Consider the following 13,194-nt stretch of genomic DNA (forward strand, 5'->3'; position numbering starts at 1 on the left):
CGGTGGCGGCGGCGAGCACGACGCCGGCACCGGCGGCGAGGCAGCACGCCGCGCCGGCCGCGACCAGGACGGTGGCCGGCGCGGGCCGGGCGCGGTGCCGGCGGATCGTGAAGCCGGGCCGGGTCACCAGACCGGTCGCCGCCGACGCCGCACCAGCACTGTCGTGCCCACCACCACGGCCCCCGCGAGCACCCCGCCGGCCATCACCGGGTACGCCCCGAGCCCGCCCGTGGCCAGCCCGCCGGCCCCGGCCGGCACCCCGCCCGCCGGTGCGGTCCCGCCACCCCGGGCGTCCTCGCGCAGCTCGACGGTCAACCCGCCCCGCTTGCCGTCGAGCACCAGCAGCGAGTAGACCCGTCCTCCGGTGAGGGTCACCTCGGCGTCGGTGCCCGGCCCGCCGCCGCCACCGAGGCGCAGCCGCCAGCGTCCCGGCTCGACCTGCCGGTAGTCGGTGGTGGTGGCGAACCGGACGGCGTCGGCGATGGTCGGTCCGTCCTCGGCGGCCACGTCGACCACCGGGGCCCGTACGGACGCCTGGACGACCCGTACCTTCGCCCGGCCGGCCGCCGGGGCGCTGAGGTCGTCGGCGAGCACCCGCAGGCCGAGGTCGGCGTAACGGCCCACCCCGGCCACCGTGTACGCCTCACCCGCGCGCAGGGCCACCTCGGTGGTGAGCACCGGTGGCTCGCTGGCCGGGGCGCCGGCCTGCCGCATCGCCACCGCGTACCGGCCGACGGGCAGCGGCAGGTAACGGGAGACGACGCCGTACCCGACGGCGGGGAAGACCTGCGGTGCCGCCGCGCCCGGGGCGGAGAGGTAGACGTCCACGGCCGGGGTGTCGGGGGAGAGGTGGGCGAGCCGGACGTAGCCGACGTCGCCGGCCGCCGCCCCGGCCGGCGGGCCGCCGACGGTGGCCAGTGCGGTGCCGAGCAGGAGGGTGCCGGCGGCGGCGAGCAGCCGGCGCGGCGCGGGACGGAGCTGGGGCATCTCGCCTCCGGAGGTGGTGTCGGTGCCGACCCCCAGCGTCCCGTGGGCGGGACCCGATCGCAAGTTGGTCGATCGCCGTGTCCCCGTCGTTTGCGATCAGCGTGGTGCGGTCCGGCGGCCCGTCCCCGCGATCCGGTACGGTCCGTTCGTGATCAACGTTCGACGGGCCGTGGTCGCCGACGCCGGTGAGATCGTTCGCCTGCGTGGGGTGATGCTGGCCGACATCGACCAGATGGCCCCCGCGCCGGGGCCCTGGCAGCAGGCGGCCCGGGAGGTGCTGCACCGGCGGCTGGCCGAGCCGGCCGACCTGATGGCGGTCTTCGTCGTCGACGACCCCGACCGGCCGGGCGTCCTGGCGGCCTGCGCGACCGGGACCATCGAGCAGCGCCTCGGCGGCCCCGGCAACCCCGACGGCCTGACCGGCTACGTGTTCAACGTGGTCACCGAGCCGGTGCACCGTCGGCGCGGCTACTCCCGGGCCTGCCTGGAGGCGCTGCTCGACTGGTACCGGCAGCGCGGGGTCGGCAAGATCGACCTGCGGGCCTCGCCCCAGGGGGAACCGCTCTACCGGTCGCTGGGGTTCGTGCCCACCGTCGGGCCGACGCTGCGGCTGAGCCTGGCCGTCGCGCACCGGAGGAACTGAGCGATGTTCGCGCTGCCGTTGACCGAGGACGCCGAGCTGCGTCCGCTCTCACCGTGGCAGGCCGAGGAGTTCCTGGCCCACCTGGACCGGGCCCGGGAACACATCGCCCCGTGGGTGGGGGCGTCCTTCGTGGCCACCGACCTGGAGTCGGCCCGCCGGGTGCTGCGTCGTTCCGCTGACAAGTGGGCCGACGACGCCGGGGGCATCTGGGGGATCTGGCTCGACGGCGTCCTCGTCGGCGGGGTGCTGTTCGTGTCGTTCAGCACCGCGACCGGGGTGGCCGAGGCCGGCTGCTGGCTGGAACCGGCAGCCGAGGGCCGGGGGCTGGTCACCCGGGCGGCGACCCGGATCGTGGACTGGGCGATCCGGGAACGCGGCATCCACCGGGTCGAGTGGCGGACCAGCGTCGGCAACGTCCGCAGCATCGCGGTGGCCCGGCGGCTCGGCATGCGGCACGAGGGCACCCTGCGTCAGGTCGCCCCGGGGCCGGCGGGCCGGGTCGACATGGAGGTGTGGGCGGTGCTGGCCGACGAGTGGCGGGCCGCCCGCTGACCACGGCGGGCCGCCCGCCGGGCGGGACGGGCCTCGCGGCTGCCGTCCCGCCGGCGCGATGGGTCGTCGGTCAGGCGTCGGCGTAGCGGCGGGCGGCGGCCAGGGCGTCCCGCAGCCGCTGCGCGTCGGTCGGCAGGCCCGGCTGCTCGTAGCCCGCCGCCGGGTCGGCCGTGTAGAAGACGCCGTACGCGGCGGTGTCCCGCTGGAACCGCCAGCCCTCGGCGAGCGGCCCCACGTCGACCGTGTCGTACCCGACGGAGTCGATGAACGCGGTGACCTCGGCCTTTGCCGCGGCGTCGTCCCCGGCGACGGGCAGCGAGGTGCGGTCGGCGGCCCCCGCCGGACGGGCCAGGGCGAGCAGGTGCTTGAAGTAGATGTTGTTGAAGGCCTTGACCACCCGCGACTCCGGCAGGTGCCGCTGGAGCAGCTCGCTGGTGGTGGTCGACTCGTCGTCCAGCTCCGGGATGCTGCCGTCGCGCTCCGGGTAGTAGTTGTTGGTGTCGATGACGGTCTTGCCGGCGAGCGGCGCGGCCGGCACGTCCCGGTAGGCCCGTAGCGGGATGGTGACCACCACCAGGTCACCCGCTGCCGCCGCCTCGTCCGGGGTGGCCGCCCGGGCCCGTATGCCCAGCTCGTCGACCAGGTCCTTGAGCGTCTCCGGACCGCGCGAGTTACTGAGCACCACGTCGTGGCCGGCGGTGACCGCCAGCCGGGCCAGGGTGCTGCCGATGTTGCCGCTGCCGATGAGTCCCACAGTTGTCATGCCGGTGACCAACCGGCCCGGTCGGGTGCGTATTCCCGACCTGATCGACGGGTTATGCGGTGGATGTCGACCGTCCAGGTCGGCCGGACGGGTCGGCCGCGCGTCGGGGACGTCGCGTGCCGGTGAACCCCTAGTCACCCCTGTTGCCCATCGATAATCTTCCCTAAACATATGATCGAGTGATATCTATCTCCCACCACCACTTCCCCACCCCCAGGAGTGCGACGTGCGGAGATCCCGACTCGTGACCCTCGCCGTGAGTCTCGCGGCGTCCATCGGCGTGACCCTCGGCGCGGCGGTGCCCGTCCAGGCCGCCCCCACCGACCGGTACGTGGCCCTCGGCGACTCGTACGCCTCCGGTGTCGGCGCCGGCAGCTACACCTCCGAGAGCGGCTCCTGTCAGCGCAGCACCAACGCGTACCCGGCGCTGTACAACACCAACATCAAGCCCGCCTCGTACAAGTCGGTGGCCTGCTCCGGCGCGACCACCTCCGACGTGGTCAACAACCAGCTCTCCGCACTGACCTCGACCACCACCCTGGTCAGCGTCACCATCGGCGGCAACGACGTCGGGTTCACCACGATCATGTCGACCTGCGTGCTCCAGGGGGAGACCCAGTGTGTCGCGGCCGTGCAGGCCGCCGAGGACAAGGCCCGCGCGGAACTGCCCGCCAAGCTCGCCACCGTCTACAACGGGATCAAGTCCCGCGCCCCGTCGGCCCGGGTGGTGGTCGTCGGCTACCCGGTCTTCTACCAGCTCGGCACGGTCTGCGTGGGGCTCAGCGCGAACTCCCGCGCGAAGATCAACGAAGGCATCAACCTGATCGACGACATCACCCGCACCGCCGCCACCTCGGCCGGCTTCACGTTCGCCGACGTACGGTCCATCTTCGTCGGTCACCAGCTGTGCAGCTACGGCGAGAAGTGGCTGCACGCGTTGAACTTCACCAACCTCGGCGTCTCGTACCACCCGACGGCAGCCGGCCAGTCCGGCGGCTACTACCCGGTCTTCCGCACCGCCGCCGGCTGACCCGAACCGCGTCCCGCCGGCTCCACCGTGACCGCGTCGCCCCGCCCGGGTCGGCGCGGTCACGGTCGTCGGCTCGGGTCTGCGGCGGCCGGTCCGGCCGGGTCGGGACGGCGGGCGCCGGCGCGGGCCGGATCTCGGTCTGGCCGGGTCGGGACGGCGGGCACCGGCGCGGGCCGGATCTCGGTCTGGCCGGGCACCGGTCGGTCCGCAGGTGTCCCTGCCCCGGCCGGCTTCCGGGCACGGGTCGGCCGGCTCTCGGGCGTGGTTGGCCGGCTTCCGGGGATCACGTGGCGTGTCGTCACCGGGGCCCAGCGGCGCTGCTCGGCGTGGGTCGGGGTCCGCGGTCGGCTCGGCCCGGTTTCCTGCCCGGGGGAGTGGGGTGTCGTCCTGTCCGGGCGGGGTGACCCGTTGGTGTCGTCAGATCGAAAGGGCGCGAGGAGACCCTTGTGGGGGCGGAGCGGTCCGCGTCGTGGACGGCACCCGGCCGGCGGGGGGCGAGCCGGCGACGGGGGCTCGGCCGGCGGTCGGCCCGAACCGTCCGGGTCGGACCGGCGGGCGGCCCCGGAACGGGACCGACCCGGACGGTGCGACCCGGAAGGAGGGACGGGCCTTCAGGCGGGGAGGACCTTCTCGACGGCGGCGCGCAGCTCGGCCGAGTCCGGCGTGACCGTCGGCGCGAACCGGGCGGCGACCGTGCCGTCCGGGGCGATTAGGAACTTCTCGAAGTTCCACCGGACGTCCCCGGTGTGCCCCTCGGTGTCGGGAGTGTCGACCAGCGCCGCGTAGAGCGGGTGGCGGGCCGGACCGTTGACGTCGACCTTCTCGGTCAGCGGAAAGGTGACGCCGTAGTTGACCTGGCAGAACTCGCCGATCTCGGCGGCCGTGCCGGGTTCCTGCCCGGCGAACTGGTTGCACGGTACGCCGAGCACCACCAGGCCCCGGTCGGCGTACTCGGTGGCCAGCGCCTGGAGGTCGGCGTACTGCGGGGTGAGGCCGCAGCGGGAGGCCACGTTCACCACCAGCAGCGCCCGGCCCCGGTGGCCGGCCAGGTCGGCCGGGCCGCCGGCCAGGGCGTCGATCTCGATGTCGAAGACGGTCATGCCGCGAGGTTAGCGCCCGGCCCCGCCGTCCGGCCGGCTGGCCGCCCCGCCGCCCGGTGCTGCTGATGAATCGACGGATGCGCATCTTGACGAAGTGATGACGGTGTGAGTAGCGTCTCCCCATCGATCGATTTGGAAAGTTTCCTAACTGTTTGAGGAGGCGCCTCATGAAGAGATCGCTCCGCCGCGCCCTCTGGGCCGGCGCCGTCGTGGCGCTGACCGTGGCGGCGGTACCGGTGACCTCGGCGTTCGGCGCCGGAAGCGTCACCGCGACATTCGCCTCGGCCCAGGACTGGGGGACCGGCCACGAAGGGCGGGTCACCGTCGCCAACGGCTCCAGCGCCAGCGTCAGCACCTGGCGTATCGAGTTCGACCTGCCGTCCGGCACCACCATCAGCAGCTTCTGGGACGCCGACGTCACCAGCAGCGGCAACCACTACGTGGCGGTGAAGAAGAGCTGGGCCGGGCCGCTCGCCCCGGGGGCCAGCTTCAGCTGGGGCTACAACGGCACCGGGCCGTACAAGGCGCCGCTGAACTGCACGATCAACGGCGCGGCGTGCGGCGGTGGCACCCCGCCCACCACCACGAAGCCGCCGACGACCGCGCCGCCGACCACCGCCCCGCCCACCACCGCGCCGCCGACGACCCCGCCCCCGACGACCCCACCGCCCACCACCCCGCCGCCCAGCGGGGACAAGAAGGTCGTCGGCTACTTCGCCGAGTGGGGCGTCTACGGGCGCAACTACCACGTCAAGAACATCGCCACCAGCGGCTCGGCCGCCAAGCTCACCCACATCCTGTACGCCTTCGGCAACACCACAGGCGGCCGGTGCACGATCGGGGACAGCTACGCCGACTACGACAAGGCGTACACCGCCGCCGACAGCGTCGACGGCGTCGCCGACACCTGGGACCAGCCGCTGCGCGGCAGCTTCAACCAGCTCCGCAAGCTCAAGAAGATGTACCCGCACCTCAAGGTGATCTGGTCCTTCGGCGGCTGGACCTGGTCGGGTGGCTTCACCCAGGCCGCGCAGAACCCGGCCGCGTTCGCCGAGAGCTGCTACAACCTGGTCGAGGACCCGCGCTGGGCGGACGTCTTCGACGGTATCGACGTCGACTGGGAGTACCCCAACGCCTGCGGTCTGAGCTGTGACAGCAGCGGCCCGAACGCGTTCAAGAACGTGATCTCCGCGCTGCGGGCCAAGTTCGGCTCGTCGGCCCTGGTCACCGCCGCGATCACCGCCGACGGCAGCAACGGCGGCAAGATCGACGCCACCGACTACGCCGGTGCGGTGGGCAACCTCAACTGGCTGATGCCGATGACGTACGACTACTTCGGCGCGTTCAACGCCCAGGGCCCCACCGCCCCGCACTCGCCGCTCACCTCGTACACCGGGATTCCGCAGCAGGGCTTCAACTCCGACGCGGCGATCCAGAAGCTCAAGTCCAAGGGCGTGCCGGCCAACAAGCTGCTGCTCGGCATCGGCTTCTACGGTCGCGGCTGGACCGGGGTGACCCAGACGGCCCCGGGTGGCACCGCCACCGGCGCGGCCCCCGGCACCTACGAGGCGGGCATCGAGGACTACAAGGTGCTGAAGAACACCTGCCCGGCCACCGGCACGATCGCCGGCACGGCGTACGCCAAGTGCGGCAGCAACTGGTGGAGCTACGACACGCCGGCCACCATCGGCGGCAAGATGACCTACGCCAAGAACCAGGGGCTCGGCGGCGCGTTCTTCTGGGAACTCTCCGGCGACACCGGCAACGGTGAGCTGATCGGCGCCATCAAGGGCGGTCTCGGCTGAGCCGAGCGCCCGACGCACCACCCGCGGGGAGGGACCGGCCACCGGTCCCTCCCCGTCCGGCTGTCCGGCCCGGTCGGCGGCGGTCCCGCCTGGCGAAACGCCGACCGGCCGGGCCGGCGCGGCCGTGACGGGTTGCCACCGGACGGGTGCGGTGTGGCAGACTCGCCGCTCGACATCCGCACCGTCGACATCCGTACCCGGGGAGGACGCATGGGCCGCAGGCTCCGCACCGCCGGCGTCGTACCGCTGGCCCTGCTGCCGTTCGCCCTGCTCGGCTGCGGCCAGAGCGGCGACGGCGAGGCCGACGGCGGGCCCACCCGGGTGCCCGCCCAGGAGGCGGCGGCCAAGGCCCGGGAGCGGGTCCAGGCGTACCTCGACGCGATGGCCGCCAAGGACCCGGCCGCCGGTCGCAACCAGCTCTGCGCGACGATGCAGGAGGGTTTCGACGCCGCCGCGACCGGGCCGAACGGTGATTTCGCCGACCATTTCCAGGTGCCCGGGGCGACCATCACCGACATCCGCACCGGTGCCCGGGGGCAGGAGGTCAGCACCTCGGTGACCGTTTCGGTGGGGTCGAAGAAGGTCACCCGACCGCTGCTGTTCACCGTCACCCGCGACGGTGCGGACTGGTGCATCGCGGGCGAGGAACCCGGCGGGCACAGCCCCGCGCCGTCGCCGACCCCCTGACTCCCATCCTCCGGAACCCCGCCCCTCGGGGACGCGGCGTCCCGACCGTCGCCGTACGCTTTCTCCCATGCGCCATGAGTGGCATCAGCTGAGCTACCCCGCCGTGAGCAGCCCCGGGCTGCAGACCAGCCGCCCCACCGTCGACTCGGCCGAGGACGCCGCCCTCGGCCTCGACCTCTGGCGTGACCTGCCCCGCCAGCAGATCCCGCCGTGGTCCGACCCGGCCCAGGTCGCCGAGGTGTGCAAGGTGCTCGACACCGTGCCGTCGGTGGTCGCCCCCTACGAGGTCGACCAGCTCCGACGCAAGCTGGCGCTGGTCTGCGAGGGCAAGGCGTTCCTGCTCCAGGGCGGCGACTGCGCCGAGACCTTCGCCGACAACACCGAGAGCCACCTGCTGGCCAACGCCCGCACCCTGCTCCAGATGGCGATCGTGCTCACCTACGGCGCGTCCCTGCCGGTGGTGAAGGTGGCCCGGGTCGCCGGCCAGTACACCAAGCCCCGGTCGCTGCCGACCGACGCCCGGGGGCTGCCCGCCTACCGCGGCGACATGATCAACTCGCTGGAGGCCGACCCGGCCGCCCGGGTCGCCGACCCGCAGCGCATGATCCGGGCGTACGCGAACTCGGCCGCCGCGATGAACATGCTGCGCGCCTACCTGGCGGGCGGCCTGGCCGACCTGCACGCGGTGCACGACTGGAACAAGGGCTTCGTCAAGAACTCCCCGGCGGGGGAGCGCTACGAGGCGATCGCCCGGGAGATCGACCGGGCCATCGCGTTCATCCGGGCCTGCGGGATGACCGAGGACGAGGCGCTGCGCACCGTCACCCTCTACTGCTCCCACGAGGCGCTGGCCCTGGAGTACGACCGGGCGCTCACCCGGGTCTCCGACCGCCGGGCGTACGGGCTGTCCGGGCACTTCCTCTGGGTCGGCGAGCGGACCCGGCAGCTCGACGGCGCGCACATCGACTTCATCTCCCGCATCGCCAACCCGATCGGGGTGAAGCTCGGCCCGACCACCCGGCCGGACGAGGCGATCGAGCTGTGCGAGAAGCTCAACCCGGACAACATCCCCGGCCGGCTGACCCTGATCAGCCGGATGGGCAACCACAAGGTCCGCGACGCGTTGCCGCCGATCGTGGCCAAGGTCACCGCCGCCGGGGCGAAGGTGGTGTGGCAGTGCGACCCGATGCACGGCAACACCCACGAGTCTTCCAACGGCTACAAGACCCGGCACTTCGACCGGATCGTCGACGAGGTCCTCGGCTACTTCGAGGTGCACCGGGGGCTGGACACCCACCCGGGCGGCATCCACGTCGAGCTGACCGGCGAGGACGTCACCGAGTGCCTCGGCGGTGCCCAGGGCATCGAGGACCTCGACCTGCCCGGCCGGTACGAGACCGCCTGCGACCCCCGGCTGAACACCCAGCAGTCGCTGGAGCTGGCCTTCCTGGTGGCGGAGATGCTCCGTGGCTGACCCCACGGCGGGGGGCGGCCCGGTGGCCGACCTGCGCTCCGACACGGTGACCCGACCGACCGCCGGGATGCGGGAGGCGATGGCCGCCGCCGAGGTCGGCGACGACGTCTACGCCGAGGACCCGACTGTCAACGCGTTGGAGGCCGAGGTCGCCGCGCTGTTCGGGCACGAGGCGGCGCTGTTCGCCCCGACCGGGACGATGGCCAACCAGATCGCCCTGCAACTGGTCGTCCCGCCCGGTGACGAGCTGCTCTGCGACGCCGACGCGCACGTGGTGACGTACGAGGTCGGCGCGGCGGCGGCGTACGGTGCGATCTCCACGCGGACCTGGCCGACCCTCGGCGCGGGCCTGGACCCGGCCGTGGTGGCGGCGATGATCCGGCCGGACGGCTACTTCGCGGTGCCGACCCGGGCTATCGCCGTGGAGCAGACCCACAACCGGGGCGGTGGCGGGGTGATCCCGCTGGCGACCCTGCGGGAGTTGCGCCGGGTCGCCGACACCGCCGGCCTCGCCCTGCACTGCGACGGCGCCCGGATCTGGCACGCGCACGTCGCCGACGGGGTGCCGCTGCACGAGTACGGCGGGCTCTTCGACACCCTGTCGGTCTGCCTCTCCAAGGGGCTCGGCGCGCCGGTCGGCTCGCTGGTCGTGGGCAGTGCCGCGCGGATCGACCGGGCCCGGTTCCTGCGCAAGCGGATGGGGGGCGGGATGCGGCAGGTCGGGGTGCTCGCCGCCGCCGGCCGGTACGCCCTGGCCCACCACCTGGACCGGCTCGCCGACGACCACGCCCGGGCCGCCCGGCTCGCCGAGGCGCTCGCCCCGTGCGGGGTGCTCGCCGGCCCGGTACGCACCAACATCGTGCCGCTGGACCTGACCGGGCACCGGCTCGACGCGCGGGCCCTGGCCACCGCCGCCCGCGCCGAGGGGGTGCTGCTGTCGGTGCTCGGCCCCCGTACCGCCCGTCTGGTCACCCACCTCGACGTCGACGACGCCGCCATCGACCACGCCGCCAAGATCCTCCCCGACCTGCTCACCCCCTGACCCCCTGACCCCGCCGGCGCCGCCCGCGCCTTCCACGCGCACGCGCTCGCGCCGCCCGCGCCTTCCGCGCCTTCCGGTGTTGATCAAGAGGTTTGCGTCAGCCTGAAGATCAAACTTGACGCAAACCTCTTGATCACCGGGGGCGTCGAGCTGCGGGCGTCGAGCCGTCAGAGTGGAGCCGGGGCATCGAGTGGGGGAGGGGGCGGGGGAGTCAGGGGTGCAGGCGGGTGAGGGTGGCTATGTCGGTGGCGTGGCCCTCGTGCTTTTCCGTGGGGGTTTCCACGACGACGGGGATGCCGGCGGTCGCCGGGTGGGCCATCAACTCGGCGAAGGCCGGCTCACCGATGTTGCCCTTGCCGATGTTCTCGTGCCGGTCCCGGGTCGAGCCGCACAGGTCCTTGGAGTCGTTGGCGTGGATCAGCTTGAGCCGGTCCGCCCCGACCGTGGCGACCAGGGTGTCCAGGGTGGCCGTCATGCCGCCCGCTGCGGCCAGGTCGTGCCCGGCCGCCCAGGCGTGGCAGGTGTCGAAACAGACGCCCAGCCCCGGATGCCTGTCGACCGCGTCCAGGTAGGGGCCGAGGTGCTCCACCCGGGAGGCCAGTGACCGCCCGCCACCGGCGCTCGGCTCCACCAGCAGCAGCGGACCGCCGGCGGCCGTGGTCTCGTCGAGCAGCGGCAGCAGCGACTCGCGTACCTGCCGCAGGGCGGTCTCGGCATAGCCGGCGTCGACCGCGCTGCCGGCGTGGAACACCACGCCCCGCGCCCCGATCGCCCGCCCCCGGCGCAGCGCGTGCGCCAGCGTCTGCGCCGACTTCTCCACCGTCGCGGCAGTTGGCGAACCGAGGTTGACCAGCAGCGACGCGTGGATGTAGACCGGTACGCCCCGGGCGGCGCAGCCCTCGGCGAACAGCGCGTCCTGGGCCGGGTCGCCGGGCGGCAGCGCCCAGCCCCGCGAGTTGGAGACGTAGACCTGCACCACCCGCGAGCCGGTCGCGTCCACGTACGGCAGGGCCGCCCTGGCCAGCCCACCCGAGGTCGGGGTGTGCGAGCCGACCGGCCGGTGGGCGCTCACAGGCAGCCCAGGGTGACCGGGGTGCCCGGGGGCACCTGCGAGTTCTCGCCCGGGTTCTGGAACCGGACGATGCCGTTGGGGTTGAACTGGACGTTCACCGTGAACCCCGCCCCCTCCAACTGCTGCTTGGCCTGCTGGCAGGGCAGGTCGACCACCCGGGGGACGGTCACCTGCGGCGGGCCCTTGCTGACGTCCAGCTTGACCTTGGTGCCCTTCTCCACGCCCGCGCCGTCGGCCGGGCTCTGCCCGAGGACCTCGTCGCGCGGCTTGTCGGATTCCTTGTACGTCTCGACCGGCTCCAGGCCGAGCCGGGACAGGGCGGCGCGGGCGTCGTTGAGGCTCTTGCCGACCAGGTCGGGAACCGTGATCGGGGCGCGGCCCCGGCTGAGGATGACGGTCACCTTGGTGCCCGGCTTCACCTCGGTGCCCACCTTCGGGTTGGTGTCCACCACCACCCCGGCGGGCAGGTTGTCGTCGTAGCGGGGGGTGCCCTTGGCGACCACCAGTTTCGCGCTGGTCAGGTCGGCCTCGGCCAGGTCGAACTCCTTGCCGACGACGTCCGGCAGCGGGAACCGCTCCGGGCCCAGGGAGAGGGTCAGCGTGATGGTGCCGCCCTTGAGGATCTTGGCAGCCGAGCCCGGATCCTGGGCGACCACCCCGTCGCGGGGCACCTTCTCGTCGTAGCGCGGCGTGGCGAAGGCGACCTGGAACCCCGCCCGGTCCGCCTGCGCCTGCGCGTCTGCCCGGCTCAGGTTCACCAGCTGCGGCGCGACCGTGTACCGGCCCACCCCCACCCACCAGCCGCCCATCGCGGCGAGCAGGCCGACCACCACCACGGCCGCCGCGACCGACAGCCGCCCGCGCGGGGTGCCCATCACCCGGGTACGCAGCTCCGCCAGCCGGGACCCCAGGCCGGTGTCCTCGGTGGCCCGCCGCCGGTGCGGGCGCTGCGGGGCGGCCGGCTCGGGCAACCGGGCCCAGGTCGGCCGGGCCACCGGGCTGACCGCCGCGACCACCATCGTCGGCTCGGCCACCGCGGGCAGCTCCCCGGCCACCCGGCCCAGCACGGCGGTGTGCGCGTTCGGGTTGCCCAGGTCGTCCCGGGCCACCTGCACCTCGGCCAGCAGGGCACCCGCGTCGGCCGGCCGGGCGCCCGGGTCCCGTCGGGTCGCCCGCGCGACCAGCTCGTCGAGCACCCGGGGCAGGCCGGGCACCAGGACCGACGGTGCCGGTACGTCCTTGTCGACGTGCTGCCAGGCCACGTCGACCGGGCGGTCCCCGTCGTACGGCACCCGGCCGGTGAGCATCTCGAACAGCACGATGCCCGCCGAGTAGACGTCGGTACGCGGGTCGGCGCGTCCGTCGGTGACCAGCTCCGGCGCCACGTACGCGACGGTCGCCATCAGCTGGTTGCCGTCGCCCTCCTCGGCGCTGGCCTCCACCGCGCGGGCCAGGCCGAAGTCGGCGACCTTGACCACACTGTCGACCAGGTTGGCCACCCCGCCGGTGGGTGCCTCGGCCACCAGCACGTTCTCCGGCTTGACGTCGCGGTGGACCAGCCCCGCCCGGTGCGCGGCGGCGATCGCGGCGAGCATCTGCTCCATGATCGCCAGCGCCTCGTCGGGGTTGAGCCGGCGGCGTTCGGCCAGCACCTCACGCAGGGTGCGGCCCCGGATGTACTCCATCACCAGGTACGGCAGCCCCTGGTGGGTGCCCTGGTCGTAGACGGCGACCACGTTGGGGTGGGTCAGCCGGGCGATGGCCTTGGCCTCGTCGGTGAACCGGTCCGGGAAGCCGGCCATCCGGGACCGCGCCTGCGCGGCCTGGGACGGGTGGATGATCTTCACCGCGACGGTACGCTCCAGGCGCTCGTCGGTGGCGGTGTACACGGTCGCCATGCCACCACGGGCCACGCGACCGCGAATGCGGTAGCGCCCGTCGAGCAGCGAGCCCAGCAACGTGTCGGCGACCTGTATGTCCATCGGCAGGGAGTCTATGTGTCCTGAGGGTGAAGGTTGAACAGGATGCTACAGCCGGGG

At 73.5% G+C, this 13,194-nt stretch carries 12 protein-coding genes; 7 read left to right on the forward strand and 5 right to left on the reverse strand.

The features are described 5' to 3' along the window. Positions 1-123: 123 nt before the first annotated feature. Positions 124-987 carry a DUF4397 domain-containing protein gene (locus B5D80_RS07180; protein ID WP_088643127.1) on the reverse strand — a complete coding sequence of 288 codons (864 nt, stop codon included), beginning with the start codon at positions 985-987 and terminating at the stop codon, positions 124-126. 148 nt (positions 988-1,135) lie between these two features. Between B5D80_RS07180 and B5D80_RS07185 the strand changes: the two genes are divergently transcribed. Together B5D80_RS07185 and B5D80_RS07190 are read left to right on the forward strand one after the other, a co-directional pair. Beyond that, positions 1,136-1,630 carry a GNAT family N-acetyltransferase gene (locus B5D80_RS07185; protein ID WP_169733041.1) on the forward strand — a complete coding sequence of 165 codons (495 nt, stop codon included), beginning with the start codon at positions 1,136-1,138 and terminating at the stop codon, positions 1,628-1,630. Between the two features lie 3 nt (positions 1,631-1,633). Beyond that, positions 1,634-2,182 (forward strand): GNAT family N-acetyltransferase, encoded by a 549-nt coding sequence (locus B5D80_RS07190; protein ID WP_088643001.1) that lies wholly within the window; start codon positions 1,634-1,636, stop codon positions 2,180-2,182. Between the two features lie 70 nt (positions 2,183-2,252). Here B5D80_RS07190 and B5D80_RS07195 read toward each other — a convergent pair whose 3' ends face one another. Next, the gene (locus B5D80_RS07195) at positions 2,253-2,945 is read right to left on the reverse strand and encodes an NADPH-dependent F420 reductase (RefSeq protein ID WP_088643129.1); all 693 of its coding nucleotides are present in this window, start codon (positions 2,943-2,945) and stop codon (positions 2,253-2,255) included. Positions 2,946-3,171: 226 nt separating this feature from the next. On the opposite strand from B5D80_RS07195, the gene B5D80_RS07200 reads away from it, so the two are divergent. Further along, positions 3,172-3,975: an SGNH/GDSL hydrolase family protein gene (locus B5D80_RS07200; RefSeq protein ID WP_088643002.1), complete on the forward strand. Its 804-nt coding sequence runs from the start codon at positions 3,172-3,174 to the stop codon at positions 3,973-3,975. Between the two features lie 611 nt (positions 3,976-4,586). On the opposite strand, the gene B5D80_RS07205 is transcribed toward B5D80_RS07200, so the two are convergent. Next, a complete protein-coding gene (locus B5D80_RS07205) occupies positions 4,587-5,075 on the reverse strand; it encodes a glutathione peroxidase (protein ID WP_088643003.1) in 489 nt (162 codons plus the stop codon). A gap of 167 nt (positions 5,076-5,242) precedes the next feature. Between B5D80_RS07205 and B5D80_RS07210 the strand changes: the two genes are divergently transcribed. The 4 genes from B5D80_RS07210 (at position 5,243) to B5D80_RS07225 (ending at position 10,083) form a co-directional block, all read left to right on the forward strand. Next, complete coding sequence (locus tag B5D80_RS07210) at positions 5,243-6,880, forward strand: glycosyl hydrolase family 18 protein (protein ID WP_088643004.1); 1,638 nt, start codon at positions 5,243-5,245, stop codon at positions 6,878-6,880. 210 nt (positions 6,881-7,090) lie between these two features. After that, positions 7,091-7,567 (forward strand): hypothetical protein, encoded by a 477-nt coding sequence (locus tag B5D80_RS07215; protein WP_088643005.1) that lies wholly within the window; start codon positions 7,091-7,093, stop codon positions 7,565-7,567. Between the two features lie 67 nt (positions 7,568-7,634). Next, the gene (locus B5D80_RS07220) at positions 7,635-9,041 is read left to right on the forward strand and encodes a class II 3-deoxy-7-phosphoheptulonate synthase (protein ID WP_088643006.1); all 1,407 of its coding nucleotides are present in this window, start codon (positions 7,635-7,637) and stop codon (positions 9,039-9,041) included. A gap of 22 nt (positions 9,042-9,063) precedes the next feature. Beyond that, positions 9,064-10,083, forward strand: a complete 1,020-nt coding sequence (locus B5D80_RS07225) for a threonine aldolase family protein (RefSeq protein ID WP_088643130.1) — start codon at positions 9,064-9,066, stop codon at positions 10,081-10,083. Between the two features lie 211 nt (positions 10,084-10,294). Here B5D80_RS07225 and B5D80_RS07230 read toward each other — a convergent pair whose 3' ends face one another. Together B5D80_RS07230 and pknB are read right to left on the reverse strand one after the other, a co-directional pair. Continuing rightward, positions 10,295-11,155 (reverse strand): deoxyribonuclease IV, encoded by an 861-nt coding sequence (locus tag B5D80_RS07230; RefSeq protein WP_088643007.1) that lies wholly within the window; start codon positions 11,153-11,155, stop codon positions 10,295-10,297. Further along, on the reverse strand, positions 11,152-13,137 hold the full coding sequence (pknB, locus tag B5D80_RS07235; protein WP_088643008.1) for a Stk1 family PASTA domain-containing Ser/Thr kinase: 1,986 nt from the start codon (positions 13,135-13,137) through the stop codon (positions 11,152-11,154). Before pknB ends, B5D80_RS07230 begins: the two co-directional genes overlap by 4 nt. Positions 13,138-13,194: the final 57 nt, after the last annotated feature.

Origin of the sequence: Micromonospora wenchangensis, assembly GCF_002210435.1 — a bacterium.
Classification (GTDB): domain Bacteria; phylum Actinomycetota; class Actinomycetes; order Mycobacteriales; family Micromonosporaceae; genus Micromonospora; species Micromonospora wenchangensis.

What these genes read in the sequence shown, in the direction of transcription:
- B5D80_RS07180 (WP_088643127.1), bottom strand. Translation starts at nt 987, where the DNA reads ATGCCCCAGCTCCGTCCCGCGCCGCGCCGGCTGCTCGCCGCCGCCGGC.
- B5D80_RS07190 (WP_088643001.1), top strand. Translation starts at nt 1,634, where the DNA reads ATGTTCGCGCTGCCGTTGACCGAGGACGCCGAGCTGCGTCCGCTCTCA.
- B5D80_RS07195 (WP_088643129.1), bottom strand. Translation starts at nt 2,945, where the DNA reads ATGACAACTGTGGGACTCATCGGCAGCGGCAACATCGGCAGCACCCTG.
- B5D80_RS07205 (WP_088643003.1), bottom strand. Translation starts at nt 5,075, where the DNA reads ATGACCGTCTTCGACATCGAGATCGACGCCCTGGCCGGCGGCCCGGCC.
- B5D80_RS07210 (WP_088643004.1), top strand. Translation starts at nt 5,243, where the DNA reads ATGAAGAGATCGCTCCGCCGCGCCCTCTGGGCCGGCGCCGTCGTGGCG.
- B5D80_RS07215 (WP_088643005.1), top strand. Translation starts at nt 7,091, where the DNA reads ATGGGCCGCAGGCTCCGCACCGCCGGCGTCGTACCGCTGGCCCTGCTG.
- B5D80_RS07220 (WP_088643006.1), top strand. Translation starts at nt 7,635, where the DNA reads ATGCGCCATGAGTGGCATCAGCTGAGCTACCCCGCCGTGAGCAGCCCC.
- pknB (WP_088643008.1), bottom strand. Translation starts at nt 13,137, where the DNA reads ATGGACATACAGGTCGCCGACACGTTGCTGGGCTCGCTGCTCGACGGG.